Genomic DNA, 14,771 nt, shown 5'->3' on the forward strand with positions numbered 1-14,771 from the left:
GCCATGATCAGACCCGACCTCACCCTGCCGATCCCCGACGAGATCCGCAGCGCGCACTTCATCGGCATCGGCGGCTCTGGCATGAGCGGACTCGCGCGGATGTTCCTCGACGCGGGCATCCGGGTCTCCGGATCGGACCGCGCGGACAGCGACAACCTGCGTGCCCTCGCCGAACGGGGGGCCGTCGTCCACGTCGGCCACGACGCCGCCCATCTCGGCGATGCGGACACGGTCGTGCACACCGGGGCGATCTGGCCGGAGAACCCGGAGTTCGTCACGGCAAAGGAGCGCGGCCTGCACGTCATCCACCGCTCGCAGGCGCTGCACTGGCTGATCGGCGGACGCCGGCTGGTCTCGGTGGCGGGGGCGCACGGGAAGACCAGCTCGACGGGGATGATCGTGACGGCGCTGCGCGAGCTCGGCGCCGATCCGAACTTCGTCAACGGCGGGGTCATCGAGCAGTACGGGGCCTCGAGCTCCTCCGGCGCCGACGATCTGTTCGTGATCGAGGCGGACGAGTCCGACGGCACGTTCCTGCTCTACGACACCTCGGTCGCCCTCATCACGAACGTGGATCCCGACCACCTGGACCACTACGGCTCCGACGAGGCCTTCCACGAGGCGTTCGTGCGCTTCGCGAACGAGGCGGGCGAGGCCGTGGTGATCTCCAGCGACGACGCCGGGGCGCTGCGCGTCCGGGCCGGGATCACCCATCCGAACGTCGTCTCCTTCGGGATGGCGGAGGACGCGGACGTACGCGTCCTCGACATCACGACCGACGGTCCCGTGGCCGCCACCATCCGTCGCGGCGATGAGAGCGCGCGCATGCAGCTGGCGGTGCCGGGCGTGCACAACGCGATCAACGCGGCAGGCGCGGTGGCTGTGCTCCTGACGCTCGGATACGGCCTCGCCGAGTCCGTGGCCGCCGTCCAGGGCTTCGCCGGGACCGTCCGACGGCTCGAGCTCCACGGTGCCGAGCGGGGGGTCCGGGTCTACGACGACTACTCCCACCACCCGACGGAGGTGCGCGCGGCGCTCGAGGCGATGCGCACTGTTGCCGCCGGCGGTCGCCTGATCGCGGTGCAGCAGCCGCACACGTACTCCCGCACCCAGCACATGTTCCACGAGTTCGCCGAGGTCCTCGAGGGCTTCGCCGATCACACGGTCATGCTCGACGTGTACGGCGCGAGGGAGGACCCGGTGCCCGGCGTCACGGGGGAGCTCGTGAGCGGCGCCTTCGCGGACCAGGAGAACGTGCACTACGTGGCGGACTGGCAGGAGGCGGCGGACTACACCGCCTCGGTCGCACGCGACGGCGACGTCGTGGTCACCCTCGGCTGCGGGAACGTGTACCAGATGATCCCCCAGATCCTCGAGGCGCTGCGGCGCACGCCAGGAGCCTGAGCCGTGCGGAGGCCGTCTCCGATCCCGCGGTCGCCCGAACCGGTCGAGCCGGAGGTCGTGCTGCGCCCGCCCTCTCCGGCACGGGCATCCGTCTCGCCGGCGACCGCGGAGGACGAGCAGGAGACCGCGCCGATCGCGCCGCTCTCCGCGACCGCGACCCGCGCGCCGGGGGGCGCGAGAGTCGCTCCGTCCTCGCAGGGCTCTGGTTCAGGCGCCCATTCAGGCGCCGGTTCAGGTTCAGGTTCAGGTTTAGGGTCGCGCGCGGGGACGACGGCGGGCGGTGAGTGGCCGGAGGATGATCGTCCGCTGGGCGCCCGGGACGTCTGGCGCGCCGCGAAGGCGCGACGCCGGACCCTGCGTGCAGAGATCCGTCGGTTCACTCAGCGTTCGCGGCGTCGTCGGATCGCCTGGACCCTCGGGATCGCCGCCGCGCTGCTGATCGTCCTCGGCAGCGCCGCGGCGGCATACAGTCCGCTGTTCGCCGTGGAGAAGGTCACCGTGGTCGGGACGGCCTCACTCGACCCCGCTGCCGTCGAGAAGGCGCTCTCCGGCCAGGTCGGCACGCCGCTGGCGCTCGTCGACTCGAGCGAGGTCAAGGCGGCGCTGATGGCGTTCCCGCTCATCGAGACCTATCAGCTCGAGGCCAAGCCGCCGCACGACCTGACGGTGAGGATCGTGGAGCGCACCCCGGTCGGTGCGATCTCCTCCGATGCCGGCTTCACGGTCGTCGACGCCGCGGGCGTCGCGCTGTCCACGACCTCGACGCGGCCGGCGGGCTACGCGCTCCTCGACGTCAAGGGCGGGCTGGGCTCCGCGGCCTTCACCGCGGCGGGAACCGTCATGCGCGCGCTCCCCGCTGACCTCAGGGCCCAGGTGGACAAGGTCTCCGCGACCTCGACGGACGACGTGACGCTGACGCTCGCCTCGGGGACCTCGGTCGTGTGGGGGAGTGCGGAGAAGTCGGCACGGAAGGCGCTCGCCCTGGCGACCCTGATGAACGCTCTCCCCGGCAAGGACACGTACGACGTGTCGACCCCCGACGCGCTGACCGCAGGCTGACCCGCCGGTTGGGCCGACCTGCCGGCCGGGCTGTCACTCGTCGGCGCTGCAGTTTCTGACGCGCTCTGACACACTCTGACACGCTCTGACACGCGGTGTGGATTCCTGCTCGCGCTGCCGAAAACTGAGCAGCGCGAGCAGGAGTCGATAGGGCGACGGAGATCGCATACCCCTGTTCCGGGGTCTGGGTGACGAATCCGCGGAGGTTTACGCCGACACGCGCGTGTCATTTGCCGCCGCGCGCGGTCGCGCCGCTTACCTTCGAACAAGAGAACGCAATACCGGGAAATACTTTAACCTTCTCCCTGAGGTTTAAAGTTCCCGACTCAAGGCTCGACAATCGGAGGCCGGGATGAGCCAGAACCAGAACTACCTCGCCGTGATCAAGGTCGTCGGCGTCGGCGGTGGTGGCGTCAACGCCGTCAACCGCATGATCGATCTCGGCCTGCGCGGCGTCGAGTTCATCGCCGTCAACACCGACGCGCAGGCACTGCTCATGAGCGACGCCGACGTGAAGCTCGACGTGGGCCGGGAGCTCACCCGCGGGCTCGGCGCCGGTGCCGACCCCGAGGTCGGGCGCCGTGCGGCGGAGGACCACGCGGAGGAGATCGAGCAGGCGCTGACCGGCGCCGACATGGTCTTCGTCACCGCCGGCGAGGGCGGCGGCACCGGGACGGGCGGGGCGCCCGTCGTCGCGCGGATCGCGAAGTCGATCGGCGCGCTGACCATCGGCGTCGTGACCAAGCCGTTCTCCTTCGAGGGCCGTCGCCGTCAGAGCCAGGCCGAGGCGGGCGTGGCCAAGCTGAAGGAAGAGGTCGACACCCTCATCGTGGTGCCGAACGATCGGCTGCTGGAGATCAGCGACCGCGGCATCTCGATGATCGAGGCCTTCGCCACGGCCGACCAGGTGCTCCTCGCCGGTGTGCAGGGCATCACCGACCTCATCACCACGCCGGGTCTGATCAACCTGGACTTCGCCGACGTGAAGTCGGTCATGCAGGGCGCGGGCTCCGCGCTCATGGGCATCGGCTCGGCCCGCGGCGCCGACCGGGCGATCAAGGCCGCCGAGCTCGCGGTCGAGTCGCCTCTGCTGGAGGCGAGCATCGAGGGCGCCCACGGCGTGCTCCTGTCGATCCAGGGCGGATCGAACCTCGGCATCTTCGAGATCCACGACGCCGCGGACCTCGTCAAGGAGGCCGCGCACCCCGAGGCCAACATCATCTTCGGAACGGTCATCGACGACACCCTCGGCGACGAGGTGCGCGTCACGGTGATCGCGGCAGGGTTCGACGGCGGCGAGCCCTCTCTCCGCCTCGACCCGATGGTGGTCTCCCGCCCGGCCGCGCCCGCGCAGGAGATCGGACTCGCGGACGACGTCGAGGAGACCGTGGCCGAGAAGCCCGCCGCGCCCGCGGTGACCCCGGTCGTCGCGCCGGTGGCCCCGGTCGTCGCGACGAGCCTGGAGCCGGCGTTCGCCGACGACGACATCGACATTCCCGAGTTCCTCAAGTAGGGGGCCGTGTCGAGCGACCTGGCCGCACGGCTGTCCGCGATCGATGAGTCGATCGCGGACGCCGCGCGCCGTGCCGGCCGCGATGCGGCGGAGATCACCCGCATCGTCGTGACGAAGTTCCATCCGGCCTCCCTCGTCCGCGACCTGTATGCGCTCGGAGTCCGGGACGTCGGCGAGAACCGCCAGCAGGAGCTGTCCGCCAAGGTCGAGGAGCTCGGCGCGCTGCCCGAGCTCCGCTGGCACTTCATCGGGCAGGCGCAGACGAAGAAGGCCGGCGCCATCCGGCGTGCCGCGGACACTGTCCACTCGGTGGACCGCACCCGCGTCGCCGACGCGCTCGATCGTGCGGGGGAGGGCATGGCGCCCCTCGACGTCCTCCTGCAGATCAACCTGACCGACGACCCGGCACGCGGCGGTGCGGCGCCCGCCGAGATCGAGGCGCTGACGGAGCACGTCCTGGGCTGCTCCACTCTGCGTCTTCGCGGAGTGATGGCGGTCGCGCCCCTCGACGAGGAGCCGGCCAAGGCCTTCGCGCGCCTGCACGGCTACGCCGAGCGCGTGCGCGGCATCGCGCCGGACGCCTCCTGGATCTCCGCGGGGATGACCGGGGACTTCGCCGAGGCGATCGCCGCCGGCGCGACACACCTTCGCATCGGCTCGGCAATCACCGGACCACGACCCGCCCAGGGTTAGCCTCGAAAGAGACTCACCCCGCACACGCTCGGAGGACATGATGGGGAACCCGCTGAAGAAGACCATGGTCTACCTCGGCCTCGCCGATGAGGAAGAGAGCTACCAGGAGGAGGCCGCTGCGGCCCCTGCTCAGGCTCCTGCCCGTCGTGAGGAGAGCAAGCCCGCCGCCCCCGTGACGCCGCTGCGTCGCCCGACCGCTGTCCACCAGCCGACGGCTGGTGCGGTGAACGAGATCCTCACCGTCCACCCGAAGCAGTACCGCGACGCGCAGGTGATCGCCGAGAACTTCCGTGAGGGAATCCCGGTGATCATCAACCTCTCGCAGATGAGCGACGCCGACGCGCGTCGCCTCATCGACTTCGCGAGCGGGCTGTCGCTGGGTCTGTACGGGCGTATCGAGCGGGTGACGAGCAAGGTCTTCCTGCTCTCGCCCGAGAGCATCGCCGTCTCGGGGCAGGGCGGCATCGCCGGCGCCGACACGGACGCGGTCCTCTCGCACTCCTGACGCGTGCATCCGGTCGCGCTGATCGCCGGGGTCCTGAACCTGGCCCTGCTGCTCTACATGTTCGTGCTGCTGGCGCGGTTGATCCTCGAGTACATCCCGATGTTCAACCGCGGCTGGCGGCCGAGAGGGGCGGGGTTGATCGCGGCCGAGTTCGTCTACACGGTCACAGACCCTCCCATCAAGATGTTCCGACGCCTCATTCCTCCGTTGAGGATCGGTCCCGTCGCCCTCGACCTCGGGTTCACGCTCACGATGATCGTGGTGCTGATCCTGATGTCGGTGTCCCGGGGTGTGGGAGCCCTGGTCTGAGGACCGCCTGATCCACCTGCGTCGTTCCGTGTCGGCCGGAACGGAACGACGACCCGTCGCATGGTCACCGTCCGGGCGACTATGCTCTTTACGAGGTGCGCGCCCCGGGTACGCGCCATGACCCTGGCCACCGAGAACTCATCGAAAGAGGGAGCCACCAATGGCACTGACCCCGGATGACGTCGTCACCAAGCAGTTCCAGCACGTTCGTTTCAAGGACGGCTTCGACCCCGACGAGGTCGACGACTTCCTGGACGAGATCGTCATCGAGTGGCGCAAGGCCCTCGAGGAGAACACCGAGCTGAAGGCGAAGCTCGCCGCCTTCGAGTCGGGCGAGAAGGCCCCGGCCGCTGCGGAGGCGGCTCCTGTCGCCGCTGCTGCGCCCGCGCCTGCCGCTCCGGCCGCTCCCGTCGCCGAGGCGGCACCCGCCACCGCGACCGCCGGGATCATCGAGCTCGCGCAGCGTCTGCACGACGAGCACGTCGCTGAGGGCAAGGCCCAGCGCGACCAGCTCATCGCCGACGCCAAGTCGCAGGCGGCGAAGATCCTCGCCGACGTCGAGGCGAAGCAGCGCGAGGAGCAGGCTCGTCTCGATCGCGAGCGCAACACGCTCGAGAGCCGCATCACCGAACTCCACGACTTCGAGCGCACCTACCGCTCGCAGCTGCGCAGCTACATCGAGGGTCAGCTCCGCGACCTCGACTCGCAGGACGGGCCGTCCGGTTCCTCGGATAGCCCGCTGTCGACCTCCGGTCGATAGGACTCCCTTTTGACAGGGCGTCGTCCGCTCGGACGGTCGGCGGCCGGCGCGATCGTTGCGATTCTCGCAGCGGTCGTGCTGGCCGCCGATCAGTTCGTTAAGTACCTCACGATCGAGAACCTGCCCCTGCATGTGCCGGTCCCGGTGATCGGCGAGTTCCTGCAGCTCTACTCCGTGCGCAATCCCGGAGCGGCCTTCTCGCTCGGCGAGAACGTGACCTGGATCTTCACCATCGCCCTCGCGGTCGTGGCGGGGGTGATCGTCTGGAAGGCGTTCGCCGTCCGGTCCCGTTTGTGGGCCGTCGTGCTCGGCGTCCTTCTCGGCGGCGTCCTGGGCAACCTCGGGGATCGCCTCTTCCGCGAGCCCGGGTTCCCGGTCGGTCATGTCGTCGACATGATCTCGATGCCGTGGATGATGCCGGCGATCTTCAACGTCGCGGACATCTTCATCGTGACCGGGATGATCTCGGTCGCCCTGCTCGTCGTCGTCGGCCTGGGCCTGGACGGCACCCGCGAACGCGCAGGGGCGGCGGAGCCGGCCCCCGCCGCGGAGAGCCCCGCCTCGACGGGGCAGCCCTCCGATTCTGCGGGGGCCTAGCCGTGGAGTCCCGTTCGCTGCCCGTCCCGGACGGGCTGGAGGGCGTCCGCGTGGACGCGGCGCTCGCGAAGATGCTCGGCTTCTCCCGCACCTTCGCCGCGGAGGTGGCGGAGGCAGGCGGTGTGACGCTCGACGGCGTCGTCCTCGGGAAGTCGGACCGGCTGCACGGCGGCGGCTGGCTCGATGTCAGCTGGCAGCCGAGGGAGGGCCCGCGGATCGATCCGATCCCCGTCCCCGACCTCGGGATCGTGCACGACGACGATGATCTGGTCGTCGTCGACAAGCCATCGGGCGTCGCGGCGCATCCCTCCGTCGGGTGGGAGGGGCCGACGGTGGTCGGCGCGCTGGCCGCCGCAGGGTTCCAGATCGCGACGAGCGGGGCGCCGGAACGGCAGGGCGTCGTCCATCGCCTGGATGCAGGCACGAGCGGGCTCATGGTCGTCGCCAAGAGCGAGCGCGCCTACACGGCGCTCAAGCACGCGTTCAAGGAGCGCACGGTCGAGAAGATCTACCACGCGGTGGTGCAGGGGCATCCCGATCCGCTCGCGGGGACCATCGACGCCCCGATCGGGCGGCACCCCAGCCATTCGTGGAAGTTCGCGGTCACCCCGGACGGGAAGCCCTCGGTCACCCACTACCAGACCCTCGAGGCCTTCCGAGGCGCATCGCTGCTCGAGATCCATCTGGAGACGGGGCGCACGCATCAGATCCGGGTGCACATGGCCGCGCACCGTCATCCGTGCGTCGGCGATCCGCTGTACGGCGCCGACCCGACGCTCTCGGCGCGGCTGGGGCTCACCCGGCAGTGGCTCCATGCGCATCAGCTGGGATTCACCCACCCGGGGACCGGGGAGTGGGTGCAGTACTCCTCGCCGTATCCCGCCGACTTCCAGTACGCGCTGGACGTTCTCCGGGCCGGCTGACGACAGGAGCGCTCTCCGGCGGGGAGCTGTCGGAATGTCCGTGCTCTCCGCGAGACTGTGCGCATGAGCATCGACGTGCGCCCCGCGACCGTCTTCGAGGATGTGGCGGCGCTGGTGGGGCCGAAGAACCCGGGATCGAACGTGTGCTTCTGCCTGAGCTATCGGATCGGGAGCCGCGAGAACGTCGCGCTCCGCGGCGAGGCGAGGGCCGATCGCGTGCGTGGACTGTGCGCGGACCACCCCGCCCCGGGCGTGATCGGCTATCTCGACGGCCAGCCGGTCGGATGGGCGGCCGTGCATCCGCGCCGTGCCACGAGTTTCGCGCGCAATCGCCTGATCCCGCATGTCGACGACCTCGACGTGTGGTCGCTGTGGTGTCTCAGGGTCCGACCGGGGCATCGCCGGCAGGGCATCATGCACTCCCTCGTGGCGGGAGCGGTCGCACACGCCAGGGCACAGGGTGCGCCCGCGATCGAGGGCTACCCCGTCGACAACGACGGCGCGCGGGTGAACCAGACCATGATGTACGTCGGGACCAGGGCATTGTTCGAGCGGGCAGGGTTCTCGAAGGTCGCAGACACGGGCTCCGTCCTCGACGGCTTCCCACGCGTCCTCATGCGGCTCGACCTGCGCTGAGGCGGCTCGTGCGGCTCGACGATCGCGCCGGTGTCGGAGGGCGAAAGTAGACTTGAGGGCATGGCATCCGACTCCTTCGTCCACCTCCACGTGCACAGCGAGTACTCGATGCTGGACGGTGCCGCGCGCATCGGGCCGCTCATCCAGGAGGCGGTCAAGCAGGGCATGCCGGCGGTCGCCGTCACCGATCACGGCAACACCTTCGCCGCCTTCGAGTTCTACCGAACGGCGAAGGACGCCGGCATCAAGCCGATCATCGGCATCGAGGCCTATGTCACGCCGGGCACGCACCGCAGCGACAAGACACGCGTGCGCTGGGGCTCTCCGGAGCAGCAGCGCGACGACGTGTCCGGCTCGGGCGCCTACACGCACATGACGCTGCTCAGCGAGTCCACCGAGGGCATGCACAACCTGTTCCGGCTCTCGTCGCTCGCGAGCATGGAGGGCTACTACTTCAAGCCGCGCATGGACCGCGAGCTGCTGCAGAAGTACTCCAAGGGGCTCATCGCCACCACCGGATGCCCCTCCGGCGAGATCCAGACGCGGCTGCGGCTCGGGCAGTACGACGCGGCGAGGGCCGCGGCGGCGGAGTTCCAGGACCTCTTCGGCAAGGAGAACTACTTCGCCGAGATCATGGATCACGGTCTCTCGATCGAGCGCAGGATCATGGATGACCTGCTGAAGATCGCCAAGGATCTCAGCATCCCGCTCGTCGGCACCAACGACCTGCACTACACGCATCAGCACGACGCGACGAGCCATGCGGCCCTGCTCTGCGTGCAGTCCGGCTCGACCCTGGACGACCCCAACCGCTTCAAGTTCGACGGCGACGGCTACTACGTCAAGTCCGCCGCGGAGATGCGGCAGATCTTCCGCGATCACCCTGAGGCGTGCGACAGCACGCTGCTCATCGCGGAGCGCTGCGAGGTCGAGTTCAACACCAGCGCGAACTACATGCCCAACTTCCCGGTGCCGCAGGGCGAGACCGAGGAGAGCTGGTTCATCAAGGAGGTCGAGCAGGGCCTCCACGAGCGCTATCCGCGCGGCATCCCGGACGCGGTGCGCAAGCAGGCGGAGTACGAGAGCGGCGTGATCACCCAGATGGGGTTCCCCGGCTACTTCCTCGTCGTCGCCGACTTCATCAACTGGGCCAAGAAGAACGGGATCCGCGTCGGCCCCGGCCGCGGCTCCGGCGCCGGCTCCATGGCCGCCTACGCGATGAAGATCACCGACCTGGACCCGCTCGAGCACGGGCTCATCTTCGAGCGCTTCCTCAACCCGGACCGCGTCTCGATGCCCGACTTCGACGTCGACTTCGACGACCGTCGCCGCGGCGAGGTGATCCAGTACGTCACCGAGAAGTACGGCGACGAGCGCGTGGCGCAGATCGTCACCTACGGGACGATCAAGGCCAAGCAGGCGCTGAAGGATGCGGGGCGCGTGCTCGGCTTCCCCTTCAGCATGGGGGAGAAGCTCACCAAGGCGATGCCCCCGGCCGTGATGGGCAAGGACATGCCGCTGGACGGGATGTTCGACAAGGAGCACCCCCGGTACAAGGAGGCGTCCGAGTTCCGCACGGTGATCGAGACCGATCCCGAGGCCAAGACCGTCTTCGACACCGCCCTGGGGCTGGAGAACCTCAAGCGCCAGTGGGGCGTGCACGCCGCCGGCGTCATCATGTCCTCGGACCCGCTGATCGACATCATCCCGATCATGAAGCGGGAGCAGGACGGTCAGATCGTCACCCAGTTCGACTATCCCTCGTGCGAGACCCTCGGCCTCATCAAGATGGACTTCCTGGGGCTGCGCAACCTCACGATCATCTCGGACGCGCTGGCCAACATCCAGATGAACCGGAGCGAGGACCTCGTGCTCGAGGACCTCGCCCTCGACGACCAGGCCTCGTACGACCTGCTGACGCGCGGTGACTCCCTCGGGGTGTTCCAGCTGGACGGCGGGCCGATGCGGTCGCTCATGCGCCTCATGAAGCCGGACAACTTCGGTGACATCTCCGCCCTCATCGCCCTGTACCGTCCCGGTCCCATGGGAGCGAACTCGCACACGAACTACGCGCTGCGCAAGAACGGGCTGCAGGAGATCACCCCGATCCACCCCGAGCTCGAGGAGTCCCTCGCCGACATCCTCGAGGAGTCCTACGGCCTGATCATCTATCAGGAGCAGGTGATGGCGATCGCCCAGCGGGTCGCGGGGTTCTCGCTCGGCCAGGCCGACATCCTCCGTCGCGCGATGGGCAAGAAGAAGAAGTCCGAGCTGGACAAGCAGTACGCAGGCTTCCAGGGCGGCATGCACGCCAACGGGTACACCGACGCCGCGGTGAAGGCCCTCTGGGACATCCTGCTGCCGTTCTCCGACTACGCCTTCAACAAAGCCCACTCCGCGGCGTACGGGGTGATCTCCTACTGGACCGCCTACCTGAAGGCCCATTACCCGGCCGAGTACATGGCGGCGCTGCTGACGAGCGTCGGGGACTCCAAGGACAAGATGGCGCTCTATCTCAACGAGTGCCGCCGGATGGGGATCAAGGTCCTCCCGCCCGACGTCGGCGAGTCGATCAACTTCTTCGCCGCCGTCGGCGAGGACATCCGCTTCGGCCTCGGCGCGGTCCGCAACGTCGGCAGCAACGTCGTCGACGGGATCGTCCAGGCACGGAAGAACGACAGGTTCGACTCCTTCCACGACTTCCTGAGCAAGGTGCCGCTGCATGTCGCGAACAAGCGCACGGTGGAGTCCCTGATCAAGGCGGGCGCCTTCGACTCGCTTGGGAACACCCGGCGCGCGCTGATGGAGATCCACGAGACCTCCGTCGAAGCGGCCGTCGACATCAAGCGCAACGAGGCGACGGGAGCCATCGGGTTCGATTTCGACAGCCTGTACGAGGCGGACGAGGTCCAGCCCCCTCAGGTCCCGGAGCGCCCGGAGTGGACCAAGAAGGACAAGCTGGCCTTCGAGCGCGAGATGCTCGGCCTGTACGTCTCGGATCACCCGCTGGCGGGACTCGAGGTGCCGCTCGCCAAGCATGCCTCCATCGCGATCAACAACCTGCTCGAGTCCGAAGATCTGCAGGACGGCGACCAGGTCACGATCGCCGGGCTCATCACCAGCGTGCAGCATCGGGTCGCGAAGGCCAGCGGCAACCCCTACGGGATGATCACGGTCGAGGACTTCCACGGCGAGATCACGGTGATGTTCATGGGGAAGACGTATCTGGAGTTCCAGAGCGTGCTGCAGCCCGATGCGATCATCGCTGTCCGCGGCCGTGTCTCACGACGGGACGACGGCATGAACCTCCATGCGCAGTCGGCGTTCACCCCCGACGTCGGCTCGTTCGACGCCGCGGGTCCGCTGTCGCTCGTCGTCGCGGAGCAGCGGGCGACCGAGCCCGTGATCAACGACCTCGCCGACGTCCTCCGGCGACATGCGGGGGAGACGGAGGTGACCCTCACGATGCACCGTGGCGGGCGCGCGAAGGTGTTCGAGGTGCCGTTGCCCGTCTCCGTGACGGCGGACCTGTTCGGGGAGCTGAAATCGCTCCTCGGGCCCCAGTGCATCGGCTGACGGAGGCTCTGCCGGGAGGGCGGTGGCAAGGCCCCGATCCTCAGCATCGCCGGGTGGGCGGAGGGTAGTATCGGGTCGCGTCGGAGACGCGTGCCGCCGCCCCCAACGTCGGAAGGAACCCCATGACCCTCGACGGTGCCAGCACGGACGAGCCCGGATCGGGCGATGCGCCGGAGATCACGGACGAGGTCCTCGTGACCGAGGCGAGGCCGCAGGAGGGTGTTCTCGGGCTCACCCTCCGGGAGCTGATCATCGCCGGCGGCTGGTTCCTCGCCCTCATCGTGTCGTTCTTCCCCGTCGCCGGGACGCTGCTCGGTGGCGGGGTGCCGGTGTGGGGGATGGACGGGCAGTGGGTGCTCACGATCGGCGTGCCGACCGCCGCGGTCTTCCTGCTCGTCCTGCGCCGTTTCTCGCCGGAGGGGATACGACGGGTCGGCTCGCTCGGCATCGATCAGTTCGCGTCGGTGGCCTTCTCGGTCGCGGCGGTGGGCTGGGCGGTGATGCTGTGGCAGCAGATGCACCTGGCGATCGCCGGTGGGCTCGCGCCGGTGGGGACCTGGGTGGCGTGGGCTGAGACCGTGCTGTTCACGGTCCTCGTCGTGCTCACGGTCTTCGCCCCGCTGATCCCGCGAGTCCGCGAGGACTTCGACGGGCGGGTCGAGACCCTCGCCCATCGCAACGCGAACCCCGTCCGACCGGTCGTTCCCCGTCCTCGCCCGACTCCCGTCGTCGCAGTGGATGCAGCGGGTACGACGGCCCCTGACTCGGGAGTCCCTGAGTCCGTGGGGATCTCTGCCCCGGAGGTCTCAGAGTTTTCGGAACTCTCTGAGTTTTCGGAAGTCCCGGAGGTTCCTGAGGTCTCGGAGGCCACGGGCGGCTTGGTCGGGGAGGACGGCCGTGCGGGCGCCGAGGACTCCGTCGCGCCCTCGGCGCCGCTGTCGTCCTTCGGACACGCGTCCGGCGGCGCCGCGGGGATCGTCGACCTCGACGCCGGCGACGACCACGCGCCGCGGTACGCCCGCCGAGGGGCGGCCGAGACCGACGACCACAGCGCAAAGGACAGCACCGAAGACCACTGGGTCGACATCCACAGCGCCGAAGATCGCATCGCCGAAGAGCGCAGCACGGACGAGCACAGCGCGGACGGCATCGATCACGACGCGCTGACGGCCGTGTTCGGGGACCTCGGTCGCGACGACGCGGAGCATGCGCCGGTCTCCGGTAGCGTGGGCGAGCGGGAGGACGAGCTCGACACCCGCGTGAACGAGACCTACCAGGGGATCGAGCCGGCCCAGCCCTTCTGGGCTCTGGCTCCCGAGACACGACCCGTGCACGACGACCGGGGCATGACGATCTTCGAGGTCGGACCCGACGCGTGGATCCTGGTCCTCGAGGACCGGGGAGGCGCGTACGTCGTCCGTCACGACGATGGCCGCGTCGGATTCCTGCACGACACGACGAACATGACCCGAGGCTGAGGACGCATGCAGACGATCGACCTGAGAGGGCGCGTGCTCACGCCCGCGCAGATGCTGGCCGCCGTCCCGCGGGCGACCGAGGCGCGTGCCGAGGCGATCGCGGCCGCGTCCGCGATCGTGGAGGACGTCCGCACCCGCGGCGAGGAGGCGCTGCGCGAGCAGGCCGAGCGCTTCGACCGCGTCTCCGGCCACGCCGTCCGGGTTCCGCAGGAGCACATCGACGAGGCCGTTGCGGCGCTCGCCCCGGAGATCCGCGCGGCACTGGAGGAGGCGATCCGCCGGGTGCGCACGGCGTCCGAGGCGCAGGTGCCGGCTCCCGCGGTGACGGAGCTGGGACCGGGCGCACGGATCAGGCAGCGCTGGCAGCCCGTGTCCCGCGCCGGCGTCTACGCTCCCGGGGGCAAGGCGGCATATCCGTCCAGCGTCATCATGAACGTCGTCCCGGCACAGGTGGCCGGAGTCTCGCACGTCGCCCTCGCCTCCCCGCCGCAGGCCGACCAGGACGGCCGGGTCCACCCGGCGATCCTCGCCGCGGCTGGCCTCCTGGGCATCGACGAGGTCTACGCCATGGGAGGCGCCGGTGCGATCGGCGCCTTCGCCTGGGGGGTCCCGTCCATCGGGCTCGATCCCGTCGACGTCCTGTCAGGGCCGGGGAACAACTTCGTCGCCGCGGCGAAGCGGGCCGTCGCCGGCGTCGTCGGCATGGACGCCGAGGCCGGTGCGACCGAGATCCTGATCGTCGCCGATGCGGACGCGGATCCCCGGCTCGTCGCCGCGGACCTCGTGAGCCAGGCCGAGCACGACGAGCAGGCGTCGGCCGTCCTCGTGACGGACTCCGCCGACCTCGGCCGTGCGGTGGAGGCGGAGGTCGCCAGGCTCGCCGCCGCCACCCGGCACAGCACGAGGGTGCAGGCGGCGCTCGCCGGTCCGCAGTCGGCAGTGGTCCTCGTGGACGGCCGCGCGGAGGCGGTCGCCTTCAGCAACGCCTACGCTCCGGAGCACCTGGAGCTCCACCTCCGCGACGCCGCGGAGGCGGTGGACGCCTTCACCGATGCCGGCGCGGTCTTCGTGGGGGAGAACAGCCCGGTGAGTCTCGGCGACTATCTCGCCGGGAGCAACCACGTGCTGCCGACCGGGGGACAGGCGCGGTTCGCCCCGGGCCTCGGTGCCTACACCTTCCTGCGTCCGCAGCAGGTGATCGAGTACGACCGGGACGCTCTGTCCCTGCTCCGCACCTCGATCGTGGCCCTGGCCGAGACCGAGGCTCTGCCCGCCCACGGCGAGGCGATCGACGCCCGGTTCGAGGCGTAGTCTTACT

At 69.5% G+C, this 14,771-nt stretch carries 13 protein-coding genes; all 13 read left to right on the forward strand.

From position 1 onward, the window contains the following. The first annotated feature begins 3 nt into the window (after nucleotides 1-3). On the forward strand, nucleotides 4-1,404 hold the full coding sequence (gene murC, locus J2Y69_RS11995) for a UDP-N-acetylmuramate--L-alanine ligase (protein WP_310021004.1): 1,401 nt from the start codon (nucleotides 4-6) through the stop codon (nucleotides 1,402-1,404). A gap of 3 nt (nucleotides 1,405-1,407) precedes the next feature. Next, nucleotides 1,408-2,463 (forward strand): cell division protein FtsQ/DivIB, encoded by a 1,056-nt coding sequence (locus J2Y69_RS12000; protein WP_310021007.1) that lies wholly within the window; start codon nucleotides 1,408-1,410, stop codon nucleotides 2,461-2,463. Nucleotides 2,464-2,815: 352 nt separating this feature from the next. After that, a complete protein-coding gene (gene ftsZ, locus J2Y69_RS12005) occupies nucleotides 2,816-3,976 on the forward strand; it encodes a cell division protein FtsZ (protein ID WP_310021009.1) in 1,161 nt (386 codons plus the stop codon). A 6-nt stretch (nucleotides 3,977-3,982) separates the two neighbouring features. Further along, nucleotides 3,983-4,669, forward strand: a complete 687-nt coding sequence (locus J2Y69_RS12010; RefSeq protein WP_310021011.1) for a YggS family pyridoxal phosphate-dependent enzyme — start codon at nucleotides 3,983-3,985, stop codon at nucleotides 4,667-4,669. A gap of 40 nt (nucleotides 4,670-4,709) precedes the next feature. Continuing rightward, nucleotides 4,710-5,174: a cell division protein SepF gene (locus J2Y69_RS12015; protein WP_310021156.1), complete on the forward strand. Its 465-nt coding sequence runs from the start codon at nucleotides 4,710-4,712 to the stop codon at nucleotides 5,172-5,174. 3 nt (nucleotides 5,175-5,177) lie between these two features. After that, on the forward strand, nucleotides 5,178-5,483 hold the full coding sequence (locus J2Y69_RS12020; protein WP_310021013.1) for a YggT family protein: 306 nt from the start codon (nucleotides 5,178-5,180) through the stop codon (nucleotides 5,481-5,483). 160 nt (nucleotides 5,484-5,643) lie between these two features. Continuing rightward, nucleotides 5,644-6,243, forward strand: a complete 600-nt coding sequence (locus tag J2Y69_RS12025; protein WP_310021015.1) for a DivIVA domain-containing protein — start codon at nucleotides 5,644-5,646, stop codon at nucleotides 6,241-6,243. Nucleotides 6,244-6,252: 9 nt separating this feature from the next. Continuing rightward, nucleotides 6,253-6,840: a signal peptidase II gene (gene lspA, locus J2Y69_RS12030; protein WP_310021017.1), complete on the forward strand. Its 588-nt coding sequence runs from the start codon at nucleotides 6,253-6,255 to the stop codon at nucleotides 6,838-6,840. Nucleotides 6,841-6,842: 2 nt separating this feature from the next. After that, nucleotides 6,843-7,763 carry an RluA family pseudouridine synthase gene (locus tag J2Y69_RS12035; RefSeq protein WP_310021020.1) on the forward strand — a complete coding sequence of 307 codons (921 nt, stop codon included), beginning with the start codon at nucleotides 6,843-6,845 and terminating at the stop codon, nucleotides 7,761-7,763. 63 nt (nucleotides 7,764-7,826) lie between these two features. Beyond that, nucleotides 7,827-8,399 carry a GNAT family N-acetyltransferase gene (locus J2Y69_RS12040; RefSeq protein ID WP_310021022.1) on the forward strand — a complete coding sequence of 191 codons (573 nt, stop codon included), beginning with the start codon at nucleotides 7,827-7,829 and terminating at the stop codon, nucleotides 8,397-8,399. Nucleotides 8,400-8,459: 60 nt separating this feature from the next. After that, complete coding sequence (gene dnaE / locus J2Y69_RS12045; RefSeq protein WP_310021024.1) at nucleotides 8,460-11,975, forward strand: DNA polymerase III subunit alpha; 3,516 nt, start codon at nucleotides 8,460-8,462, stop codon at nucleotides 11,973-11,975. Between the two features lie 122 nt (nucleotides 11,976-12,097). After that, on the forward strand, nucleotides 12,098-13,453 hold the full coding sequence (locus tag J2Y69_RS12050) for a hypothetical protein (protein ID WP_310021026.1): 1,356 nt from the start codon (nucleotides 12,098-12,100) through the stop codon (nucleotides 13,451-13,453). A 6-nt stretch (nucleotides 13,454-13,459) separates the two neighbouring features. Then, on the forward strand, nucleotides 13,460-14,764 hold the full coding sequence (hisD, locus tag J2Y69_RS12055) for a histidinol dehydrogenase (RefSeq protein ID WP_310021028.1): 1,305 nt from the start codon (nucleotides 13,460-13,462) through the stop codon (nucleotides 14,762-14,764). Nucleotides 14,765-14,771: the final 7 nt, after the last annotated feature.

This window comes from Microbacterium resistens (assembly GCF_031456305.1).
Classification (GTDB): domain Bacteria; phylum Actinomycetota; class Actinomycetes; order Actinomycetales; family Microbacteriaceae; genus Microbacterium; species Microbacterium resistens_A.

Coding starts and splice junctions, on each gene's coding strand:
- dnaE (WP_310021024.1), top strand. CDS start 8,460: ATGGCATCCGACTCCTTCGTCCACCTCCACGTGCACAGCGAGTACTCG.
- J2Y69_RS12015 (WP_310021156.1), top strand. CDS start 4,710: ATGGGGAACCCGCTGAAGAAGACCATGGTCTACCTCGGCCTCGCCGAT.
- J2Y69_RS12050 (WP_310021026.1), top strand. CDS start 12,098: ATGACCCTCGACGGTGCCAGCACGGACGAGCCCGGATCGGGCGATGCG.
- hisD (WP_310021028.1), top strand. CDS start 13,460: ATGCAGACGATCGACCTGAGAGGGCGCGTGCTCACGCCCGCGCAGATG.
- J2Y69_RS12025 (WP_310021015.1), top strand. CDS start 5,644: ATGGCACTGACCCCGGATGACGTCGTCACCAAGCAGTTCCAGCACGTT.
- murC (WP_310021004.1), top strand. CDS start 4: ATGATCAGACCCGACCTCACCCTGCCGATCCCCGACGAGATCCGCAGC.
- J2Y69_RS12040 (WP_310021022.1), top strand. CDS start 7,827: ATGAGCATCGACGTGCGCCCCGCGACCGTCTTCGAGGATGTGGCGGCG.
- ftsZ (WP_310021009.1), top strand. CDS start 2,816: ATGAGCCAGAACCAGAACTACCTCGCCGTGATCAAGGTCGTCGGCGTC.